General features: G+C 68.4%; 19 protein-coding genes. 17 read left to right on the top strand and 2 right to left on the bottom strand.

Going from position 1 to position 18,873, the window contains the following annotated elements; all coding sequences use genetic code 11:
• On the top strand, nt 1-616 hold a 616-nt coding region (locus G3572_RS21170), incomplete at its 5' end, for a phage major capsid protein (protein ID WP_205518849.1).
• 77 nt (nt 617-693) lie between these two features.
• Nucleotides 694-1,029 carry a DUF2190 family protein gene (locus tag G3572_RS21165; RefSeq protein WP_164615606.1) on the top strand — a complete coding sequence of 112 codons (336 nt, stop codon included), beginning with the start codon at nt 694-696 and terminating at the stop codon, nt 1,027-1,029.
• 6 nt (nt 1,030-1,035) lie between these two features.
• On the opposite strand, the gene G3572_RS21160 is transcribed toward G3572_RS21165, so the two are convergent.
• Entirely contained in the window at nt 1,036-1,878 is an 843-nt protein-coding gene (locus tag G3572_RS21160) for a PGN_0703 family putative restriction endonuclease (protein ID WP_164615604.1), read from the bottom strand.
• Between the two features lie 15 nt (nt 1,879-1,893).
• Between G3572_RS21160 and G3572_RS21155 the strand changes: the two genes are divergently transcribed.
• Together G3572_RS21155 and G3572_RS21150 are read left to right on the top strand one after the other, a co-directional pair.
• Entirely contained in the window at nt 1,894-2,205 is a 312-nt protein-coding gene (locus G3572_RS21155; RefSeq protein ID WP_164615602.1) for a head-tail joining protein, read from the top strand.
• Complete coding sequence (locus G3572_RS21150) at nt 2,202-2,834, top strand: DUF6441 family protein (protein ID WP_164615600.1); 633 nt, start codon at nt 2,202-2,204, stop codon at nt 2,832-2,834. Before G3572_RS21155 ends, G3572_RS21150 begins: the two co-directional genes overlap by 4 nt.
• A gap of 129 nt (nt 2,835-2,963) precedes the next feature.
• Here G3572_RS21150 and G3572_RS21955 read toward each other — a convergent pair whose 3' ends face one another.
• Nucleotides 2,964-5,069: a hypothetical protein gene (locus G3572_RS21955; RefSeq protein ID WP_205518848.1), complete on the bottom strand. Its 2,106-nt coding sequence runs from the start codon at nt 5,067-5,069 to the stop codon at nt 2,964-2,966.
• 88 nt (nt 5,070-5,157) lie between these two features.
• Here G3572_RS21955 and G3572_RS21140 point away from each other — a divergent pair, with 88 nt between their 5' ends.
• From G3572_RS21140 to G3572_RS21080, 13 genes are all read left to right on the top strand, one after another.
• Nucleotides 5,158-5,577: an acyl-CoA transferase gene (locus G3572_RS21140; protein ID WP_164615598.1), complete on the top strand. Its 420-nt coding sequence runs from the start codon at nt 5,158-5,160 to the stop codon at nt 5,575-5,577.
• A 24-nt stretch (nt 5,578-5,601) separates the two neighbouring features.
• A complete protein-coding gene (locus G3572_RS21135; protein ID WP_164615596.1) occupies nt 5,602-6,546 on the top strand; it encodes a phage tail tube protein in 945 nt (314 codons plus the stop codon).
• The gene (locus G3572_RS21130; protein ID WP_164615594.1) at nt 6,546-6,983 is read left to right on the top strand and encodes a phage-derived protein YdaY family protein; all 438 of its coding nucleotides are present in this window, start codon (nt 6,546-6,548) and stop codon (nt 6,981-6,983) included. The genes G3572_RS21135 and G3572_RS21130 overlap by 1 nt, the downstream gene beginning before the upstream one ends.
• Before the next feature lie 83 nt (nt 6,984-7,066).
• Nucleotides 7,067-7,210, top strand: a complete 144-nt coding sequence (locus G3572_RS22220; RefSeq protein ID WP_240335677.1) for a DUF7697 family protein — start codon at nt 7,067-7,069, stop codon at nt 7,208-7,210.
• Nucleotides 7,211-7,231: 21 nt separating this feature from the next.
• Entirely contained in the window at nt 7,232-9,406 is a 2,175-nt protein-coding gene (locus G3572_RS21120; protein WP_164615593.1) for a phage tail tape measure C-terminal domain-containing protein, read from the top strand.
• An 11-nt stretch (nt 9,407-9,417) separates the two neighbouring features.
• Nucleotides 9,418-10,044, top strand: a complete 627-nt coding sequence (locus tag G3572_RS21115) for a DUF2460 domain-containing protein (RefSeq protein ID WP_164615591.1) — start codon at nt 9,418-9,420, stop codon at nt 10,042-10,044.
• Nucleotides 10,041-10,388 (top strand): hypothetical protein, encoded by a 348-nt coding sequence (locus G3572_RS21110; RefSeq protein WP_164615590.1) that lies wholly within the window; start codon nt 10,041-10,043, stop codon nt 10,386-10,388. The genes G3572_RS21115 and G3572_RS21110 overlap by 4 nt, the downstream gene beginning before the upstream one ends.
• A 128-nt stretch (nt 10,389-10,516) precedes the next feature.
• The gene (locus G3572_RS21105) at nt 10,517-11,188 is read left to right on the top strand and encodes a lysozyme (protein ID WP_164615588.1); all 672 of its coding nucleotides are present in this window, start codon (nt 10,517-10,519) and stop codon (nt 11,186-11,188) included.
• A gap of 3 nt (nt 11,189-11,191) precedes the next feature.
• Nucleotides 11,192-11,422 (top strand): hypothetical protein, encoded by a 231-nt coding sequence (locus G3572_RS21100; RefSeq protein WP_164615585.1) that lies wholly within the window; start codon nt 11,192-11,194, stop codon nt 11,420-11,422.
• Between the two features lie 84 nt (nt 11,423-11,506).
• Nucleotides 11,507-12,391: a phage/gene transfer agent baseplate hub protein gene (locus G3572_RS21095; RefSeq protein ID WP_164615583.1), complete on the top strand. Its 885-nt coding sequence runs from the start codon at nt 11,507-11,509 to the stop codon at nt 12,389-12,391.
• Nucleotides 12,388-12,837 carry an NlpC/P60 family protein gene (locus tag G3572_RS21090; protein ID WP_354004083.1) on the top strand — a complete coding sequence of 150 codons (450 nt, stop codon included), beginning with the start codon at nt 12,388-12,390 and terminating at the stop codon, nt 12,835-12,837. Before G3572_RS21095 ends, G3572_RS21090 begins: the two co-directional genes overlap by 4 nt.
• Before the next feature lie 8 nt (nt 12,838-12,845).
• The gene (locus tag G3572_RS21085; protein WP_164615581.1) at nt 12,846-16,844 is read left to right on the top strand and encodes a baseplate multidomain protein megatron; all 3,999 of its coding nucleotides are present in this window, start codon (nt 12,846-12,848) and stop codon (nt 16,842-16,844) included.
• Between the two features lie 21 nt (nt 16,845-16,865).
• A complete protein-coding gene (locus G3572_RS21080) occupies nt 16,866-18,773 on the top strand; it encodes a DUF2793 domain-containing protein (protein WP_164615579.1) in 1,908 nt (635 codons plus the stop codon).
• Nucleotides 18,774-18,873: the final 100 nt, after the last annotated feature.

Raw genomic sequence — 18,873 nt, 5'->3', positions numbered from 1 at the left:
CACCCGGCAGGTGCTGATCAACGACGATCTCGACGCCTTCACCCGGATCCCGGCCATGTACGGCAACTCCATCGCCCAGCTGGAAAGTGACGTGGTCTGGGGCATCATCACCGCCAACCCGGCGATGGCTGACGGCAACGCGCTGTTCCACACCACGCACAAGAACCTCGCCGGCACTGGTGCCGCGCTGGATGTGGCGAGTGTCGGCGCGGCGCGGGCGGCGATGGCGCTGCAGACGGGTCTCGACAAGAAGACGGTGCTGAACATCCGCCCCGCCTTCCTGATCGTCCCCGCAGCCCTTGAACTGAAGGCCGAACAGCTGGTGGCCCAGAACCTCGTCCCCGCCGACAGCGCCAAGGTCGTCCCGCAGTCGATCCGCACGCTGTCGCCGATCAGCGAGCCGCGCCTCGACGCCGCCAGCGCCACCGCCTGGTATCTGGCGGCCTCGCCCAACCAGATCGACACCATCGAGTACGCCTACCTCGAGGGTCAGCAGGGCGCCTACATCGAGACCCGCAACGGCTTCGACGTCGACGGCGTCGAGATCAAGTGCCGCCTCGACTTCGGCGCCAAGGCCATCGACTGGCGCGGCCTCTACAAGAACCCGGGCGCGTAATCCGCATCCCATGCTGAACCCTGACATGCGGGCGGTCCCGACGGGCCGCCCTTCGTCTTTCCACAAGGATCACGTCCATGAAAAACTACGTCCAGCCCGGCAACACCATCACCCTGACCGCGCCCTATGCCGTCGCCTCCGGAGAGGGCCTGCTCGTCGGCTCCATCTTCGGCGTCGCTTCCGGCACCGCTGCCCTCGGCGAACCCGTCGAGACCGCGCTCGTCGGCGTGTTCGACATCACCAAGGTCGGCTCCCAGGCCTGGACCGTCGGCGCCAAGGTCTACTGGGACGACACCAACAAGCGCTGCACCACCGTCGCGACCGACAACACCCTCATCGGCGTGGCGACCGAGGCTGTGGCCAGCGGCGCGGGCGACACCATCGGCCGGGTGCGGTTGAACGGCGCGTTCTGAGCGGGCCTAGATGGTGACGAAATACCGAGCTTGGAGTTCCGCGAGGTGTTTCGTCAACCATTCCGGCCCGGTCAGCGCCCAGGTTTTCCAGAGCTCCGGATAGCTCATGGCGACGAAACTCGGGCCTGCGCCCGAGACCCGTTCGGCGAAGGCCGCGATCTCGGCGCGATGTGCCGCAAACTCGGGGCATTCATCCGGGTTCTGCGGTTCCCAGAACAGATAGAGGAGCGTGGTGGGGCGGTCGCGGAACGTGTGCGCCAGACCGAAGGCATGCTTGATGAGCTGGGCCGCATCGAGCCAGACATAGCTGTCCGGCGCGTCATTGAGGCGGAGCATCTCGCGAAAATACCCATGATCGCGGCGGTCGTCGCGGATTTGCTGGGCGTAGGCAGGCGAGAAGGCGGCGCGGTGTCTGACAAGGTACTCGGTCAGCTTGGACTCGATCCCCACCACTTCAGTTGGGCCTGAAAGCAGAACGTCGAGGTTCGGGGAACGCCCGCCGCGCAGACCTGTGGGGCATTTCCGCTCAAACTGGAGGTGATCGAAGGCCGCACTGTCTGACATGACCAAGTCACCAATGCGACGACGGAACGGCGCAAAGCAGTTCACGGCAAGGGCTGACGAGGAATGCGCCGCTCGGAACTTGCTCTGAAGCTCGTTTCCGTCGCCCGCACTGAGATCGGCCTCGAAGTCCTCCGGCAGGACTATCGGAAGCAGGTTTCCCCGGAAATCTGAGGCATAGCCGTTGTCGTCGATCGACCCGTCAGGGCGCTGACGGATCAGTGCGTTTCTGAGGGCAACAAGCGCACGGCTGCGAGCGGGGCTCTGGGAAATGGAAACAAGTGTCATGGGGACAGCATAGCCATGAATGTCTTTGCATCCACTGTCGATTTGCTCTTCGCCGATCCGAACATCGGGCGGGACGCGGTCTATGTTGCCGAGGGCGGCGCGCCACAACTGGTGCGCATTGTCGCCCGGCGTGCAGATGCGATCACCGACTTCGGCGATGCCCGGCTCTGGACCGAGACCACGCAGATCGACCTGCGCGTGAGCGAGGTGGCGAATCCGCGTGCAGGCGACCGGGTCGAGATCGACGGCGACGCTTTCCTCATCCAGGGCGAGCCCGTCCGCGACCGCGAGCGGCTGGTCTGGACCGTGGATCTGAGGCCCGCGTGAAACTGAAGCTCGACATCGATCCCGACATCGTCGCGATGATGGCGGCCGAAGTCGCGGCGGGCGAGCGCGCCGTCTCAGCCGCGATCCGCGAGGCCGGGACCGGCCTAAAGGACGCCTGGCGCGCGCAGATCACTGGCGCGGGCCTCGGGGCCCGGCTCGCCCGCACCATCCGGTCCGAGCAGTTCCCGAAGGGCAAACCGAGCCTCAGCGCTGCGGCGCTGGTCTGGTCGAAGGCCCCGGTCATCATCGGTGCCCACGACACTGGCCCGCTGATCCGCTCCAAGAACGGCTTTTGGCTCGCGATCCCGCTTCCCGCCGCAGGCAAATCCCTGCGCGGGGGGCGGATCACCCCCGGCGAGTGGGAGCGCCGCTCGGGGCTGCGCCTGCGCTTCGTCTATCGCCGAGCGGGGCCGAGCCTGCTTGTCGCAGAAGGACGGCTGAACACGAAGGGCCGCGCCGTGGCGTCACGGGCGAAAACCGGTCGGGGCGCGACCACGGTGCCGATCTTCCTGCTTGTGCCGCAGGTCAAGCTGCCGAAGCGGCTCGACCTGGCGCGAGATGCGGCGCGGGCGCATGACGCCGTGCCGGGGCTGATCGTTGCGAAGTGGGTGGAGGCGCGAATGCGTTAAGCGATTGTGGTTTGGGTTAGGTAATCGCGCGTCAATTACCACCGGCAATGGAACAGCGGGTGCCCTCGATCATCAACGCTCTTCTGATCTTCGGTTTGGCTGAGGGTTGCTATCGATCCGCGAGGAGACTCAAGTGGAAGCATCTTTTGCCTTGTCCGCTAAAGCCTTTGATGCATCACCCACCTGAATGACAGAGCGACTCGATCTAAACAAACCTGATACCTGATCTGCAAGTCGTTGCTCCTCGTGATCCTGTTGCCATTCCCAAACGAGGCATCCGAGCTCGTCGATAGGGTTGCCGGTCTGGATACAATCGACGATCACGTACCAGTGCGAGCTTTTGGTGTCGTACTTGTGCTTCCTGCCAATGCTGCTCGCTGCTGCGCGTGATTTCTCGCTCAAATGGTCAACTACAACGTAAGTCAGGCCTCCGGCCGTGGTTGGGATCGAAAATGCCTTAAGTGCCTTTCCTGCGGCTACCTCTTTTCGAAGTTGGGTGATATGCGCCGCCATGTCGCGAAGCATCTCACTCGAGAAGTCGTAGAGATCGACCACCACCGCGGCGATTTCTGGCCCCTTGGATCTCAGCTCCCTCAGGAGATCGGTGACAATCGGTATATCGATGCGCTCCAAGATCCCTTTCGGGCGGATACCCTCCACCCCCACATCGAAGGGCATCATGAAGTCGTCGACCGGCTGCGCGTAATCCCGGTCGATGGCCAGACCGTGGAACTCATCTGGCAGGGCCAACTTGTGCGTCAGGTGGAAGCCTATGAAGCAGTGCTCGCTTTCCGACATGACTTGGTCGTACAGATCAGAGCGGCTCTTCAGGTAGAAGATCATGTCGATCGGGTTCGGAAAGAGCCGGGCGGCACAGTCCAAAACTCCAAGATCCCAGATGACAGGCGCAATCTCCTTCTCGCGTTCTAGAAGGCTACGGGCCAGCATGGTTACCGCGGGAAAGTGGTCACTCAGGACCACCATCGGGAACAACCGGTTCACACGGCGCACTTCGATCTTGGTTCCGTCAGACCGAACGCAAGTGGCACCCATTCTAATCAACCGTGCGCACGTCAGCGCCTGGCCGTAGGGGGCCTGGATAGCGTCACGGAAATCCCGGCGCAATGCGGCCTTGTCACCCGCCCGAGCCTGCATGGTGATCCGCTTGGACTTCGCTTGGACGACCAGCACGAACTCTCCGTACGTGACGAGGATGTCGATCTCACCCGCCTTGTCCTTCGTCCCACTGTAGAGGGTCACGTTCTCATGGACGTTCTCCGACCCGAACACGGATCGAAGGATTTGCGCCGCGGTAGCCTCAAGAAAAGTGCCGCGGTTAGCCTTCGCGATTTCCATGTAGTTCTCATCCCGCAACATCCAGTAGAAGGGGCTCTCATAGAGCGTTTCGAAGAGCCGGTACTGATTAGGAACGTAGAGGAAATCGCCGATCCGAACGATCGGACAGATCATGGCCTCGTTGATCGCAAACGGATCCGTGAAGCCGAGGTTGGTCGCGGTCACATTGATCGCGAACAGTCGGTCGAACGCGTCCGCCTTGCCTTTGAACTTTCGTCGAATGTCCGCGAGCGGGATCATTAGGCTGTTGGTCAGGTCACCGCTATTCAGGGCGGTGCCCGACTTACGGAGGTGACCGACCACTGACATCTGTCGGTTGATCCGGTCCGAGATGAACCGGGCGATTTCGATCATCGGGAGGATAGAGATACCCTTACTTCGCAGAAGCCAGTCGCCGTCGCGCCGGTATCTTTGACGGATAAACGGTGGGAACTGATGGAGATAGAAACTTTCTGCAGCGTAATAAATGGCTTCGCGGGCCATCGGACCGACAACATCAAGGGGGTTCTCAACCTCAAGCAAGTTTGCGGGCAGCGCAGATTTGACGTCGATCATGACGCGGTCGTGAAGCTCCCGAAGAAGCCGGTCAGCCTCCGACATGAAGATCGAGGCGTAGCCGAGCACAGTATGTGTTCGATCAGACTCAGACTGGACTGCCAATCCCAGCAGGAGCATCAATTCCGGCTTGTTTAGGCGGGAAGTCGACCAACGGTGTTCCGGATCATCGACGACGGTTCGCTCTTGCGTGTCGATCGTATAGACCCAGTCGCGGAAGATGATCTCTGAAATACCGTGTATTGCTCCGTCTGAGGTCGCAAGGCTACGCAAGTCTGCAAAGATTTCCGCTGAAGGACGCGGCTCTGGTTGAAATTCGGTCATTATCGGTTCCGCCATTGTCGGCCCATGAATATCTCCGATTCTGGCTCGGATCAGCGCTCGCAACATAGCGAATTATAACAGGTTCGGCATGCCCACCTTCCGCGAGACAATCCTCGCCGCGCTGCACGCGCGGCTCTCGGCGCTGCCCGCGACCGCCCTGCGCGGCGAGGTGCTGCCTGAGCGCGTGCCGGCCGTTGGCCTGCTGGTCCTGCGGGATGGCGAGCCGGGTGAACCCGAGGTGACATTATCGCCGCTCACCTACCACTACCAGCATCGCGCCGAGATCGAGGCTATCGTGCAGGGCATCGCCCGTGACGCCGCCTTCGACACGCTGACCGCCAGCATCGGCACGGCGCTCGCAGCCGACCGCACGCTGGGCGGGCTTTGCGACTGGGTCGAGGCGGAAGCTCCGCGCCCGGTCGATCTGCCCGTCGAGGGCGCGGCCAGCCTGAAGGCCGCCGTGATCCCGGTGGTTCTGCATTATTCCACGGCCGACCCGCTGGCCTGACCCCGACAACCCGAGGAGAATACCATGGCACGAGCCCAGGGGGCGCGGGCGCTGATGGCGCTTGCGTTCGAGACGACCTATGGCACGCCGCCGGCCAGCGGCTACACGCGGATGCCGTTTGCCAGCACCACGCTGGGGGCCGAGCAGCCGCTCCTGAACTCCGAGCTGCTCGGCTATGGCCGCGATCCGCTGGCGCCGATCAAGGACGCGCTGACGGCGGATGGCGACATGGTCGTGCCGATCGACGCCAATGCCTTCGGCTTCTGGCTGAAAGGAGCGTTCGGGGCGCCGACAACCACCGGCACCGCGCCCGGGCCCTATAGCCACGAGTTCCGCTCGGGCGGCTGGGTGCTGCCCTCGATGGCCATCGAGGTCGCCATGCCCGAGGTGCCGCGGTTCGCCATGTATGCGGGCTGCGTGGTCGACCAGCTCTCGTTCCAGATGCAGCGCGCGGGGCTGCTGACCGCCACCGCCCGGCTGGTCGCGCAGGGCGAGGCGCTGGCCGCGACTACCGGGGCGGCCACACCGGCGGCACTCGACCTGCTGCGCTTCGGCCATTTCAACGGCATGGTCACCCGGAACGGCACGGCGCTCGGCAATCTCGTCACCGCCGAGGTGACCTATGCCAACAACCTCGACCGGATCGAGACCATCCGCGCCGATGGTCGCATCGACGGCGCCGACCCCGGCATGGCCGCACTCACGGGCCGGATGGAGGTGCGCTTCGCCGATCAGGTGCTGGCCAACCAAGCCATCGCCGGAGACGCCTGCGAGATCGAACTCGGCTGGACGCTGCCCTCGGGCGAGAGCCTGACCTTCACGATCCACGCCGTCTACCTGCCGCGCCCGCGCATCGAGGTGCCCGGCCCGCAGGGCATCCAGGCCACCTTCGACTGGCAGGCGGCGGTCGATCCGGTGCTGGGGCGGATGTGCACGGTGACGCTGGTGAACGAGAGGGAGACGTACTGATGCTGACGCTGGACCTGACGAATGCGCCGCGCTGGCTCGACCTGCTGCCCGGGGTGCGGCTGAAGCTGCGCCCGCTGACCACCGCGCTGATGGTCTCGGCCCGGGCCGACCCAGTGGTCGAGGCCATGCCGCCCGAGGCCACGACCGAGGAACTGGCGCTCGCCATGGCCAAGGCCGTGGCGCGGCGCGCGGTGCTCGAGTGGGAAGGCATCGGCGATGCCGAGGGCAACCCGGTCAGCGTGACGCCCGAGGGGATCGACGCGCTCCTCGAAATCTGGCCCGCCTTCGAGGCCTTCCAGGCGGCCTATGTGGCGAAGGGCCTGCTGCTGGAACAGGAAAAAAACGCCTCTGCGCCCTCGCCGAGTGGTCCTACGGCGGGGGCGAAAGCTACTGCGCGGCGTGTCCGCAAGCCTGCCCGGACTGCCCGGCAGGGCTGAACCGGCCGCTCTCCCTTGAGGGCACACAGGTCTGGGACCTCGCGCAGCGCCTCGGCGGCCAGCTGCGAATCCTCCCCGGCGCGGTGATCGGCTGGGACATGGGCGCGGCGCTCAGCCTCGGCCGCGCGCTGGGTGTCCCGCCTTTGGCCATGGCCGAGTTCCTGCCGCCCATCGAGGCCGTGATGGTGCGCAAGACCAACGAAACCCTTGCCGCCGAGCGCGGCTGACCCCTCCACGAGGCGACCCCAATGACGGAAAAGCGTGTCAGCGTCCGCCTTGCGGCGGTGGGCGGTCGGCAGGTGCGTGCCGAACTGGAAGGTGTCGGCGAAGCGGGTGCGCGCGGCTTCGGTCGACTGTCGCGCGAGATGGAGCTGGCCAACACCCGGCTCGCCGCTTTCGCGCGGCGCGCGCGGATCGCGGCGGCGGCGGCAGCCGGGGCGCTTGCGGCGGCGGCCACGGCGATGATCCGCTCGGGGCTGTCCGTCGTGGATGCGCAGGCCAAGCTCGCGGCCTCGCTGGATACGACAGTCGAGAGCATCCAGGTGCTCGAACGCGCGGGCGATCTGGCGGGCGTGTCCATGGGCCAGGTCGAACAGGCGGCGATGCAGCTGACGCGGCGGCTGAGCCAGGCCGCCGCCGGGGCCGGACCTGCGACGGAAGCCCTTCGCCGCCTGCGGCTGTCGGCGGGAGAACTGCAGGCCCTGCCGCTCGACCAGCGGATCGCGCTGATCCAGGACCGGCTGGCGGACTTCGTGCCCGAGGCAGAGCGCGCGGCCATCGCCTCGCAGCTCTTCGGCGACCGTGCGGCGCTCGTGTTCACACGGATCGATACCGCCACGCTGCGTCAGGCGACACAGGATGTGCGGGATTTCGGCGTCGTCGTCAGCGAACAGGACGCGCGCCAGATCGAGCGGACCAACGACGCCATCTCGCGCCTCGGCCTGATCTGGCGCGGGCTGTCGAACCAGCTGGCCGTTGCCGCCGCGCCCGCGCTGGAGGCTGTCGCCGATGCCATGGCGGCGGTGGCGCGCACCACCGGGCCGCTCGGCATCGCGATCCGCATGCTCTTCGACAACCTTGGCCGACTTGTCAGCATCGCGGGCACATTCGCCGCCCTGATGGCCGGGCGCTGGGTCGCGGGGCTGGCGGCTGCGGCGCTGTCGGTGCGCGGGCTAGCCACTGCGCTCGTGGTCCTGCGCGGCGCGCTGATCCGCACTGGCATCGGGGCGCTGATCGTCGGCGCAGGGGAACTGGTGTATCAATTTTCCCGCCTTGTCACGGGCGCCGGGGGTTTCGGCAATGCGCTGGAGCTGATGGGCAATGTCGCCCGCGCGGTCTGGGACGGCATCAAGACGACCATGGGCTCGCTGGTCGACGACTTCCGGGCTCTGCGCGCGGATATCGAGGGCATCTGGACCCGCCTGATGGCTTTCCTTGCGGGGAAATGGGCCGACTTCCTCGGGATGATCGGGCCGACCTTCAATGCCGTGGCCGACCGGATCGGCGCGGATTTCCAGATCGACTGGTTCGGCGCGCAGTCCTGGGCCTCGATGCTGGATCATGCCGCCAGCAACGCGGGCACTATGGCCGAGCGGTTCCGCCAGCGGGCAGCGGACACCCGCGCGGGAGCCTTCGACGGGGTGCGCGAGGCCGTCACCGCGCTGGTCGAGGCCGTGCGCGGGTCGGGCGAGGAAACCGAAGGCGCACTCGATGCCGCTGCCGCCGGGGCCCGGCGCGTTGCCGAGGCGCTGGACGAGGCGGAGACCTCGGCAGGCCGCGCGGGCGCCGCTGGGCGGCAGGCAGGGGCGGACACCGCCACCGGCGCCGAGGACGCCGTCACCGGATGGCAGGCGGTCACCGCCGCGCTCGCCGACTATGCCGCAAGAGCGCGCGAGATCGGCGCGGATATCGGCCAGGCGCTCGTGGGAGCGTTCGGCGCGGCCGAGAACGCGGTCGCTGACTTCGTGCGCAAGGGCAAGTTCGACTTCCGCGATCTGGTGACCTCGATGATCGCCGATCTGGCCCGGCTCGCCGCGCGGCGCTTCATCCTCGGCCCGCTGGCGGGGCTGCTCTCGGGCGTGCTCGGCGGCGCCGGGGGCATGTTTGCCTCGGTCCTGCATGCGGGCGGCACGGTGGGCGCTCCCGGTCCCGGCCGGATGGTCCCGGCACTGGCCTTCGCGGGCGCGCCGCGGATGCACTCCGGCGGCTGGGTCGGACTGAAACCCGACGAGGTGCCCGCGATCCTGCAGCGCGGCGAGCGGGTGCTCTCGCGCCGCGAGGCTGCGGGATATGGCGGGCGCGGCACCGCGCCCTCCGTCAACGTCACAATCATGACCCGCGACGCGGAGAGCTTCCGGCAATCGCGGACGCAAGTCGCCGCCGACATCGCCCGCGCGGTGTCGATGGGCCGCCGCGGTCTCTGAGGATCCCTAGCATGGCGTTTCACGAAGTCCGGTTTCCGGACGCGATCAGCCGTGGCGCGCGCGGCGGGCCCGAGCGGCGCACGCAGGTGGTCGAGCTGGCCTCGGGCGACGAGGAGCGTAACGCCAGCTGGGCGAACTCGCGTCGCCGCTACGACGTCGCCTATGGCATCCGCCGCGCCGACGATCTCGCAGCAGTGGTCGCGTTCTTCGAGGCGCGCAATGGCAGGCTCCACGGCTTCCGCTTCAAGGACTGGGGCGACCACAAGTCCTGCCTGCCCTCGGGCACGGCCTCGCCGCTGGATCAGCCGCTCGGCACTGGCAATGGCGTCCGCACGACATTCCCGCTGGCGAAGCGCTACGCCTCCGGCCCGCAGTCCTGGACGCGCGCCATCGCCAAGCCCGTCGCGAGCACCGTCCGCGTGGCACTCGGCGGGACCGAGCAGCTCTCGGGCTGGTCGGTCGACACCATGACCGGCCTCGTCACCTTCGGCTCGGCCCCCGGCGCGGGCGTCCCCGTCACCGCGGGCTTCGAGTTCGACACCCCCGTCCGCTTCGACACCGACACGCTCGACGTGACGCTCGACCTCGAGCGCCTCGGCTCGATCGCCTCCATCCCGCTCCTGGAGATCCGCCGATGAACGACAGCGGCAGCTTCATTCTCGGGGTGCTGCGCGATGTCCTGACGTCCGCCGCGGTCATCCTCGCCGCCTGGGGCGCGCTTGGCGGCGCGACCAACGCACTGACCACCCGCATGCGCCTGCGTGACGCGATCCGGCACATCCTCCTCGGCGGGATCATTGCGGCCGGGATGGGCAGTCTCTCCATGGCCATCGTCGCCCGCTGGCTCGACCTGCCGCCCGAGACGGTGGCGGCGGGCGGGGCGGCAGGCTCCGCCGCCTATCTCGTCGGCGTCTTCGGCCCGGCCTTCATCGAGGTCGCGCTCGCCCGCCTGCGGGGCAAGGGGGGCAAGGACGATGCCTGAGCTCCTGCGTCTCGCGCGCCTGATCCGCTGCGACAGCCCCAGCCCCGGGCGCCAGTTCGCCCATCGCCTCCGCGTCGGCCTCGTCGTCGCGGGGCTGATCCTCCTCCTCTCGCTCCTGAGGTGACCCCATGCAGACGACGACCAGGACCACGGATCGCGGCCAGCTGGCGCTGATCCGCCACGAGGGCATTGTGCCCGGACCCTATCTCGACGTGAAAAACGTCTGGACCTTCGGCATCGGTCACACCGCCGAGGCCGGGCCGCCGGACCCCGCAAGCATGCCCCGCGGCATGCCCGCCGACACGCAAGCCGGGATCCGCGAGGCCTTCGGGCTGTTCCGGTCGGACCTCGCCGCCTACGAGGCCGAGGTGCGCCGCGCCGTGAAAGTCCCGCTCGCCCCGCACGAGTTCGACGCGCTGGTGAGCTTCCACTACAACACCGGCGGCATCGCCAAGGCCGCGCTGACCCGGCACCTCAACGCGGGCGACCGTGCGGCGGCGGCCGAGGCTTTCCTCAACTGGCGCAGGCCCGCCTCGATCATCCCCCGCCGCGAGTCCGAGCGCGATCTCTTCCGCCACGGCCGCTATCCGGGCGGGTCGATCCCCGTCTGGTCGGTCGACCGCAACGGTCGGGTCGACTTCTCGCGGCCCATCCGGCGGCTGACCGAGACCGAAGCGCTGGCCTTCATGCGCCCGCAGCCCGCGCCACTGGCACCCGTCATGCCGCGACATCCCGAACCCCCGGCCAGCTGGCTTGCCCGGCTGGCCGCTGTCTTCGCCAACCTCACCCGGAGGGTCTGACCCATGCACTACATCCGTCCCCGATCCCTGACCTGGTGGGCCGGCCTCATGGCCGTTGCCACCGGCACCGCCAATCTGGCGCTGCCCGCGAGCGGCCCGCCCGCCGAGCTCGCCCGGCTGGTCACGCTGCTCTCGGGCTCCGGCGACGCCTCTCCTGCGGCGCTGATCGCGCTCGGCCTTGGCCTGATCGGTCTGCGCGACCGGCTCGAGCGTGGGTTCCACGGTCGTGATTGAGTTCCTTATCGGCATGACCCTCGGCGGGGTCATCGGCGTCACCGTCGTCGCGCTTTGCGTGGCAGCGTCGCGGGAGGATGGGCCATGAAGACCCTTCCTCCCGCCCTGCAGGCGCATCTCGACGATGGGACCACGACGCTGGCCTGGTGCTGGCGGATCACACGCGCCGATGGCGTGGCCTTCGGCTTCACAGACCACGACCGGACGCTGACCTTCGAGGGGACCGACTTCGAGCCCGAGAGCGGGTTCACCGCCTCCGAGGTGCGGGCGGGCTCCGATCTCTCGGTCGATGCGCAGGATGCCGAAGGGGTTCTGTCGTCGGACCGCATCACCGAGACCGACATTCTCGACGGTCGCTGGGACAATGCCGAGGTCGAGCTCTGGCGGGTGAACTGGGCCGATCCCGGCCAGCGCGTGCTGCTGCGCCGGGGCGCCATCGGCCAGGTCCGGCGCGGCCGGGTGGCCTTCGTGGCTGAGGTCCGGAGCCTTTCGCATGTGCTGGGTCAGACGGTCGGGCGGACGTTTCAGGCGGGCTGCGACGCCGCGCTGGGCGATGGCCGCTGCGGCGTGAACCTCGAGGCGGCGGCGTTCCGGGGCACGGGCGCGGTCACGGACCTACTGCGCGACCGGGCGTTCACGGCCTCGGGGTTCGGCGCCTTCGCGGCGGGCTGGTTCGCGCATGGCACGGTTGAATGGACCTCCGGCGCCAATGCGGGACGGCGGGCCGAGGTGCTTGCGCATGATCTGGTCGATGGGCTGGCCGTCCTGACGCTGCTGGAAGCACCGGTGCGCCCTATCGGTGAGGGCGACAGCTTCATCGCGCGGGCGGGCTGCGACAAGCGCGTCGCCACCTGCAGCGCGAAGTTCGGCAATGTCACCAATTTCCGGGGCTTCCCGCACATTCCGGGGCAGGACACGATCCTGCGCTACGCCTCGCGCGACGGCGGGCATGACGGGGCGGTGCTGTGACAGCGCCGCGCGCCGCCGCCGATCCGGCGCTTGTCATCACCATCGCCTGCGCCTGGCTGGGCACGCCCTACCACGACCAGGCGAGCCTCAAGGGCGTCGGCTGCGACTGTCTCGGGCTTGCGCGTGGCGTCTGGCGCGAGGTGGTCGGGCCGGAGCCCTTTCCGATCCCGCCCTACAGCCGGGACTGGGGCGAGATCGGGCCGCGTGAGGTTCTGGCCGAGGGCGCGCGCGCCGTGATGATCGAAATGCCGCCCGCAGAGGCCGGGCCCGGCGCGCTGGTCTTGTTCCGCATGGATAGCCGCGCCATCGCCAAGCATGTCGGCATCCTGACCGGGCCCGGAACCTTCCTGCATGCCTATGAGCGGCTCGGGGTGATCGAAGAACCGCTCACTCCATCCTGGCGCCGGCGCATCGCCTTCGCCTTCCTGTTCCCCGCCGGAGACTGATCGCAGCCATGGCCACCCTCGTTCTCGGCGTCGTCGGCTCCAGCATCGGCATGGGCTTCGGCGGCGCGATCCTCGGCCTCTCCGGTGCCGCCATCGGCGGGCTGATCGGCTCGACCGTGGGTTCGGTCATCGACAGCTGGATCATCTCCTCCCTCGCCCCCACCCAGCGCATCGAGGGCGCGCGGCTGGAAAGCCTGCGCATCACCTCCTCGACCGAGGGCGCCGTGATCCCGCGCCTCTACGGCCGCATGCGCATCGGCGGCAACATCGTCTGGGCCACGGATTTCCGCGAGGAGACGAAGACCACGACCCAGCGCGGCGGCGGCAAGGGTGGTGGCGGCGGGAAGGTCCGCACGACCGAGTATCTCTACTACGCCAGCTTCGCCGTTGCCCTGTGCGAAGGCCCGATCACGGGGATCGGGCGCATCTGGGCCGACGGCAAGCCGCTCGATCTTAGCGGCATCACGATGCGCTGGTATCCGGGCGACGAGGCGCAGGCGCCGGACCCGTTCATCACGGCGAAGATGGGCGCGGCCAATACGCCCGCCTATCGCGGCACGGCTTATGTCGTCTTCGAGGAACTGCCGCTGGCGGAGTTCGGGAACCGGATCCCGCAGCTCTCCTTCGAGGTGTTCCGCCCGCTGGCCGATCCCGACACGGCCGAGGGGCTGACGCGCGCAGTGACCATGATCCCGGCCTCGGGCGAGTTCACCTATGCGACACAGGCGATCCGCAAGACCACGGGCGGTGCCTTCGGCGGCACCAGCGGCGGCACCACCACCGCCGAGAACCTGAACGCGCTGCCCGACACGACGGACATCGTCGTCGCCCTCGACCGGCTGCAGGCCATGGCGCCTGCGGTGGAGAGCGTCAGCCTCGTCGTTGCCTGGTTCGGCACCGACCTGCGCGCGGGCAACTGCCAGATCAGGCCGGGCGTCGAGGTGGCGGCGAAAGCCACGACCCCGCGGGTCTGGTCGGTGAACGGCGTCGGCCGCTCTGCCGCCCGTCTGGTCAGCCGCGACAGCGAGGACCGCCCGGTCTACGGCGGCACACCCTCAGACTTTGCCGTGGTGCAGGCGATCCAGGAGATGAAGGCGCGCGGCCTGCGCGTGACCTTCTATCCCTTCATCCTGATGGATGTCCCGCCCGGCAATACGCTGCCCAACCCCTACAGCGACAACGCCGCCGAGACCGGCCAGCCGGTGTTTCCCTGGCGCGGGCGGATCACCTGCTCTCCCGCGGCCGGGTTCACGGGCAGCGTGGACAAGACCGGCACGGCGACAACGCAGGTCGCGAGCTTCTTCGGCAGCGCAACCCCCGCGAACTTCGTCGTCTCGGGTGAGACCGTCGGCTGGACCGGCCCGGCCGGAGACTGGGGCCTGCGCCGCATGATCCTGCACTACGCCCATCTCTGCAAAGCGGCCGGGGGCGTCGACGCCTTCCTGATCGGCTCGGAGATGCGCGGGCTGACCACGATCCGCTCGGGCGCGTCCGCCTATCCAGCCGTGCAGGCCTTCCGCGATCTCGCCGCCGCCGTGCGGCAGATCCTCGGGGCTGGCACGAAGATCAGCTACGCCGCCGACTGGTCGGAATATTTCGGGCATCAACCGGGCGATGGAAGTGGCGACGTGTTGTTCCATCTCGACCCGCTCTGGGCCGACGCCAACACCGACTTCATCGGCATCGACAACTACATGCCGCTCTCGGACTGGCGGGATGGCTTCGACCATGCCGATGCCCTCGCAGGCTGGCCCGCGATCCATGACCGGGGCTACCTGCAGGCCAATATCGCGGGCGGCGAGGGCTTCGACTGGTTCTATGCCTCGGAGGCCGATCGCTCGGCGCAGCTGCGCACGCTCATCACCGATGGCGCCGTCGGCAAGCCGTGGGTCTTCCGCTACAAGGATCTGCGCGCCTGGTGGTCCGAGCCGCATTTAAACCGCCCGGGTGGGATCGAGAGCGCGACGCCCACCGCATGGGTGCCGCAGTCGAAGCCCGTCTGGTTCACGGAACTCGGCTGCCCTGCCATCGACCGGGGCACCAACCAGCCGAACGTCTTCTTCGACCCGAAGTCGTCCGAGAGCTTCACGCCGCACTTCTCGCGCGGCTGGCGCGACGACGCGATCCAGCGGGCCTATCTCGAGGCGACTTATCTCTGGTGGGGCGAGGCCGCGAACAACCCGCTGTCCTCCATCTACGGCGGCCCGATGGTGCATGTGCCCGAATGCGCCGCCTGGACCTGGGACGCGCGGCCCTATCCCTTCTTCCCCGCGCTGACCGGCGTCTGGACCGATGGCCCGAACTGGCGGCTCGGTCATTGGCTGACCGGGCGGCTGGGGGCGGTGTCGCTCGCCGCGCTGGTTCGCCACCTCTGCCTGCGCGCCGGGTTGCCCGCCCAACGCATCGACGTCTCCGGCCTCTGGGGCGCGGTCGAGGGCTATGTCATCGGCGCGCTGGAAAGTCCCCGCGCCTCGATCACCACGCTGGCGCGGCACTTCGGCTTCGATGCGGTGGAGAGCGGCGGGGTGATCCGCTTCGGCATGCGCGGCCGCGCGGCTGTTGCGGAACTGGGCGCCGACGACCTGGTCGCCACCCCCGATCCGCGCGCCGAGGGGTTGGAACTGACCCGCGCGCAGGAGACCGAACTGCCCCAGGCGCTGAAGTGGCAGCTGGCACGGGCCGACGAGGATTACGATGCCGCACAGGTCGAGGCGCAGCGGATCACCGTCTCCGCGAGCCGCATCGCCTCGGAAGCCTTCCCCATGGCGGTGGCGCCCGAGGAGGCCGAGCGCCGCTGCCGGCGCGCGCTGATGGAGGCCTGGATCGGCCGCGAGACCGCAAGCTTCCGCCTGCCACCCTCACGCCTGGCACTGGACCCGGCCGACGTGATCCGGCTTGTCCACGACGGGCGCAGTCTCGATTTCCGCCTGCTCTCCACTGCCGATGCCGAGGCGCGGGGCATCGAGGCGATCCGCCAGGACCGTGCCGCCTACGACCTGCCGCCCGGCGATCTGCGCCCCGCCACGCTCGCGCGCCCGCTGGTGCTGGCCGCGCCGGACGTCGCCTTCCTCGACCTGCCGCAGCTGACCGAGGACCAGCCCGCGCACAGGCCCTTCCTCGCCGCCCATGCGCGCCCCTGGCCGGGGGAGCTGGCGGTCTTCCGCAGCCCCGGCAGCGACGGGTTCGAACTGCTGACCACCGTGCCCGCCCGGGCGCGGATGGGGGTGCTGGTCTTCGACTTCTGGCTTGGCCCGGTCTCGCGCTTCGATCTCGGCAATGCCCTGACGCTCGACCTTTTCACCGGCTCGCTCGAAAGCGTCACCGATCTGGCCCTGTTCGGCGGGGCCAATGCGCTGGCTGTCGAGAGTGCGCCCGGGGTCTGGGAGATCGTCCAAGCAGGCGCGGCCGAGCTGATCGCGCCGGGTCGCTACCGGCTGACCCGCCTCCTGCGTGGTCAGCGCGGCACCGAAGGCGCGATGGGCAATCCGGCTCCCGCCGGGGCGCGCGTTGTTGTCCTCGACAGCACGCTCGCCCTTCTGCCCATCGCGCTCGGTGACATCGGCCTGCCGTGGAACTGGCGCGTGGGCCCGGCAACGCGGCCGCCCTCGGACGAGACCTATGTGGCGCAGCCCTTTACGCCCGCGGGCACCGGACTGCGCCCCTTCGCGCCGGTCCATGTCGCGCAGCCCTGGCGGCAAGCGCGCGCGCCCGGCGATCTCACCATCCGCTGGACCCGGCGCTCCCGCGCGCTCGAAGCCGATGCCTGGGAACAGGTCGAGGTGCCGGTGGGCGAGGAACTTGAGGGTTATGAGATCGAGATCCACGACGGTGCATCCGTGAAGCGCGTTCTGAGCAGCGGCACGACCTCCGTTCTCTACACAGCCGCCCAGCAGACGATCGACTGGGGCGCGCCGCTCGCGCCCGGTGACACGCTCGCCCTCCGCATCTTCCAACTATCCGCCCGCCTCGGGCGCGGCGCTCCAGCCAGCGTCACGCTGCAGTTCTGATCCGCTCCCACAGGAAACCCGATGTCCGACACCACCACCCATCTCGGCCTGCCGTATCTCATGGCCGCGCAGGCGCAGAAGCATGTCACCCACAATGAGGCGCTGCGGCTGCTCGACGCCATGGTGCAGCTGGCCGTCCTCGACCGCACCCGCACCGCGCCGCCCGCGAGCCCAGCCGATGGCGACCGCCATCTCGTGGCTTCGGGCGCGACCGGGCTCTGGGCGGGCTGGGATCTGAACGTGGCCTTCCGGGTCGACGGCGCGTGGATCCGGCTCGTTCCGCGCCCCGGCTGGCTGGTCTGGGTCGCGGATGAGGCTGCCTTCCTCGTCTGGTCCGGCTCCAGCTGGGCCAGCGTGGGCGAGCCGCGCGATGTGCCCGACAGCGTCTTCAGTCTCGTCAACGACGCCGATCCGACCAGGAAGGCCGTGTTCTCGCTGGCCTCGATCTCCACCGGCCAGACCCGAACCTACACGCTGCCCAACACCTCGAGCGAGTTGGCGATCCTCGCGGGCACCCAGACATTCAGCGGCAATAAGACCTTCTCCGGCACGCTGACCGCCTCAGGGGGAACGGCGACCCTCGGCACATCGACCGGCACCGCCACCTATGGCGTCGGCACCGGCGCCACCACCAACGGCACCACCAAGACCGTGAACATCGGCACTGGCGGCGCGTCCGGGTCGAACACGGTCGTCAACATCGGCTCGGCCACCGCAGGCGCGGGCGGCACTACCGTGATCAACACGCCCACGGTCACCTTCGCCAACAGCGTCTCGCAGGTCGGCATGCCCCAGGCGAACCTGACCGCGCAAACGCTGGGCCTCGGCTGGGCCACGGCCGACGCCTTCAACCGCTTCTCGATCAACACGCCCGCGATGCTGTTCAACCACGCTGGCAACGGCATCGAGGCGACCTTCAACAAGAACGCCCCCGGCGACGATGCCGCCTTCGCCTTCAAGACCGGCTTCTCGGCGCGCGCCCTGATCGGGCTTCTGGGCAACGACGACTTCAGCTTCAAGGTCAGCCCGGACGGATCGGCCTACTACGACGCGATCCGCATCGACCGCGCCAGCGGCCGGGTGGAACTCCCCGAGCCCATGGTCCTGCCCGGACGCGCGACGCCGCCCGATCCGCCGCCTGCAGGCCGCATCCATCTCTATGCCCGTGACCGGGCGGGGTCAGCCTGGCTTGAGGTCATGCGCCCCTCGGGGCGGCTCTTCCCGCTGCAGCCGCATTTCGGGGTGAACCGGATCGCCTACTGGGCCCCGTCCTCCGGCACCACAATCAACGCGATCGGCATGCCGCGGACGGGCGTCGGCACCGCCTCCACGCCCGGCCTCGCCACCACCAACCTCTCGACCTCCATGCGCCGCTGGCGGATGACCAGCGCCGCCACGGTAGATGCCGCGGCCGAGGAACGCTCCGCCGGCTGGGTCTGCTGGCGCGGCAATGCCGAAGGCTTGGGCGGCTTCACCTATGTGAACCGGCTCTCGCTCACCACGCTGCAGCCCACCGGCATGGGGTTCTTCGGGCTGATGGGGTCCACCGCCGCGCTGGCCACGACGCTCGCGCTCTCTGCCGTCGTCAACGCCATCGGCATCGGCTTCCAGCGCGGCACACATGCCAACTGGCAGATCGTCCACAACTCCGGATCCGGCGCGCCCACGCTGATCAATCTCGGCGCCAGCTTCCCCGTCGATGCGCCCACAAACGTCCTGACGCTCTTCCTCTACGCCGCCCCCAACGCGACTTCCGTCTGGGTCCGGGTCGTCGAGGAAGTCTCCGGCGCCATCGCCGAGGTCGAGATCACCGCGAACCTCCCCGCCGCCACCCAGCTTCTGAGCCCCCGCAACTACATGAACACCGGCAGCACCGCCGCCGCCGTCGCCTATGACTGCAGCGGCGTCTACGTGGAGACCGACTATTGAGCGGCCAGCCGGGGCTGTCGAGACGCCCGCGTCGATCAGTGGGTCAACGCGCTTACTCTCCGCAACCCACTGACGAACAACTGGACTACGCCCGCAGGCC

The sequence above is a fragment of the Pseudotabrizicola algicola genome (assembly GCF_010915705.1).
GTDB lineage: Bacteria > Pseudomonadota > Alphaproteobacteria > Rhodobacterales > Rhodobacteraceae > Pseudotabrizicola > Pseudotabrizicola algicola.
Note: the sequence above shows the minus strand (reverse complement) of the source record. Positions and strands in the feature narration are given on the sequence as shown.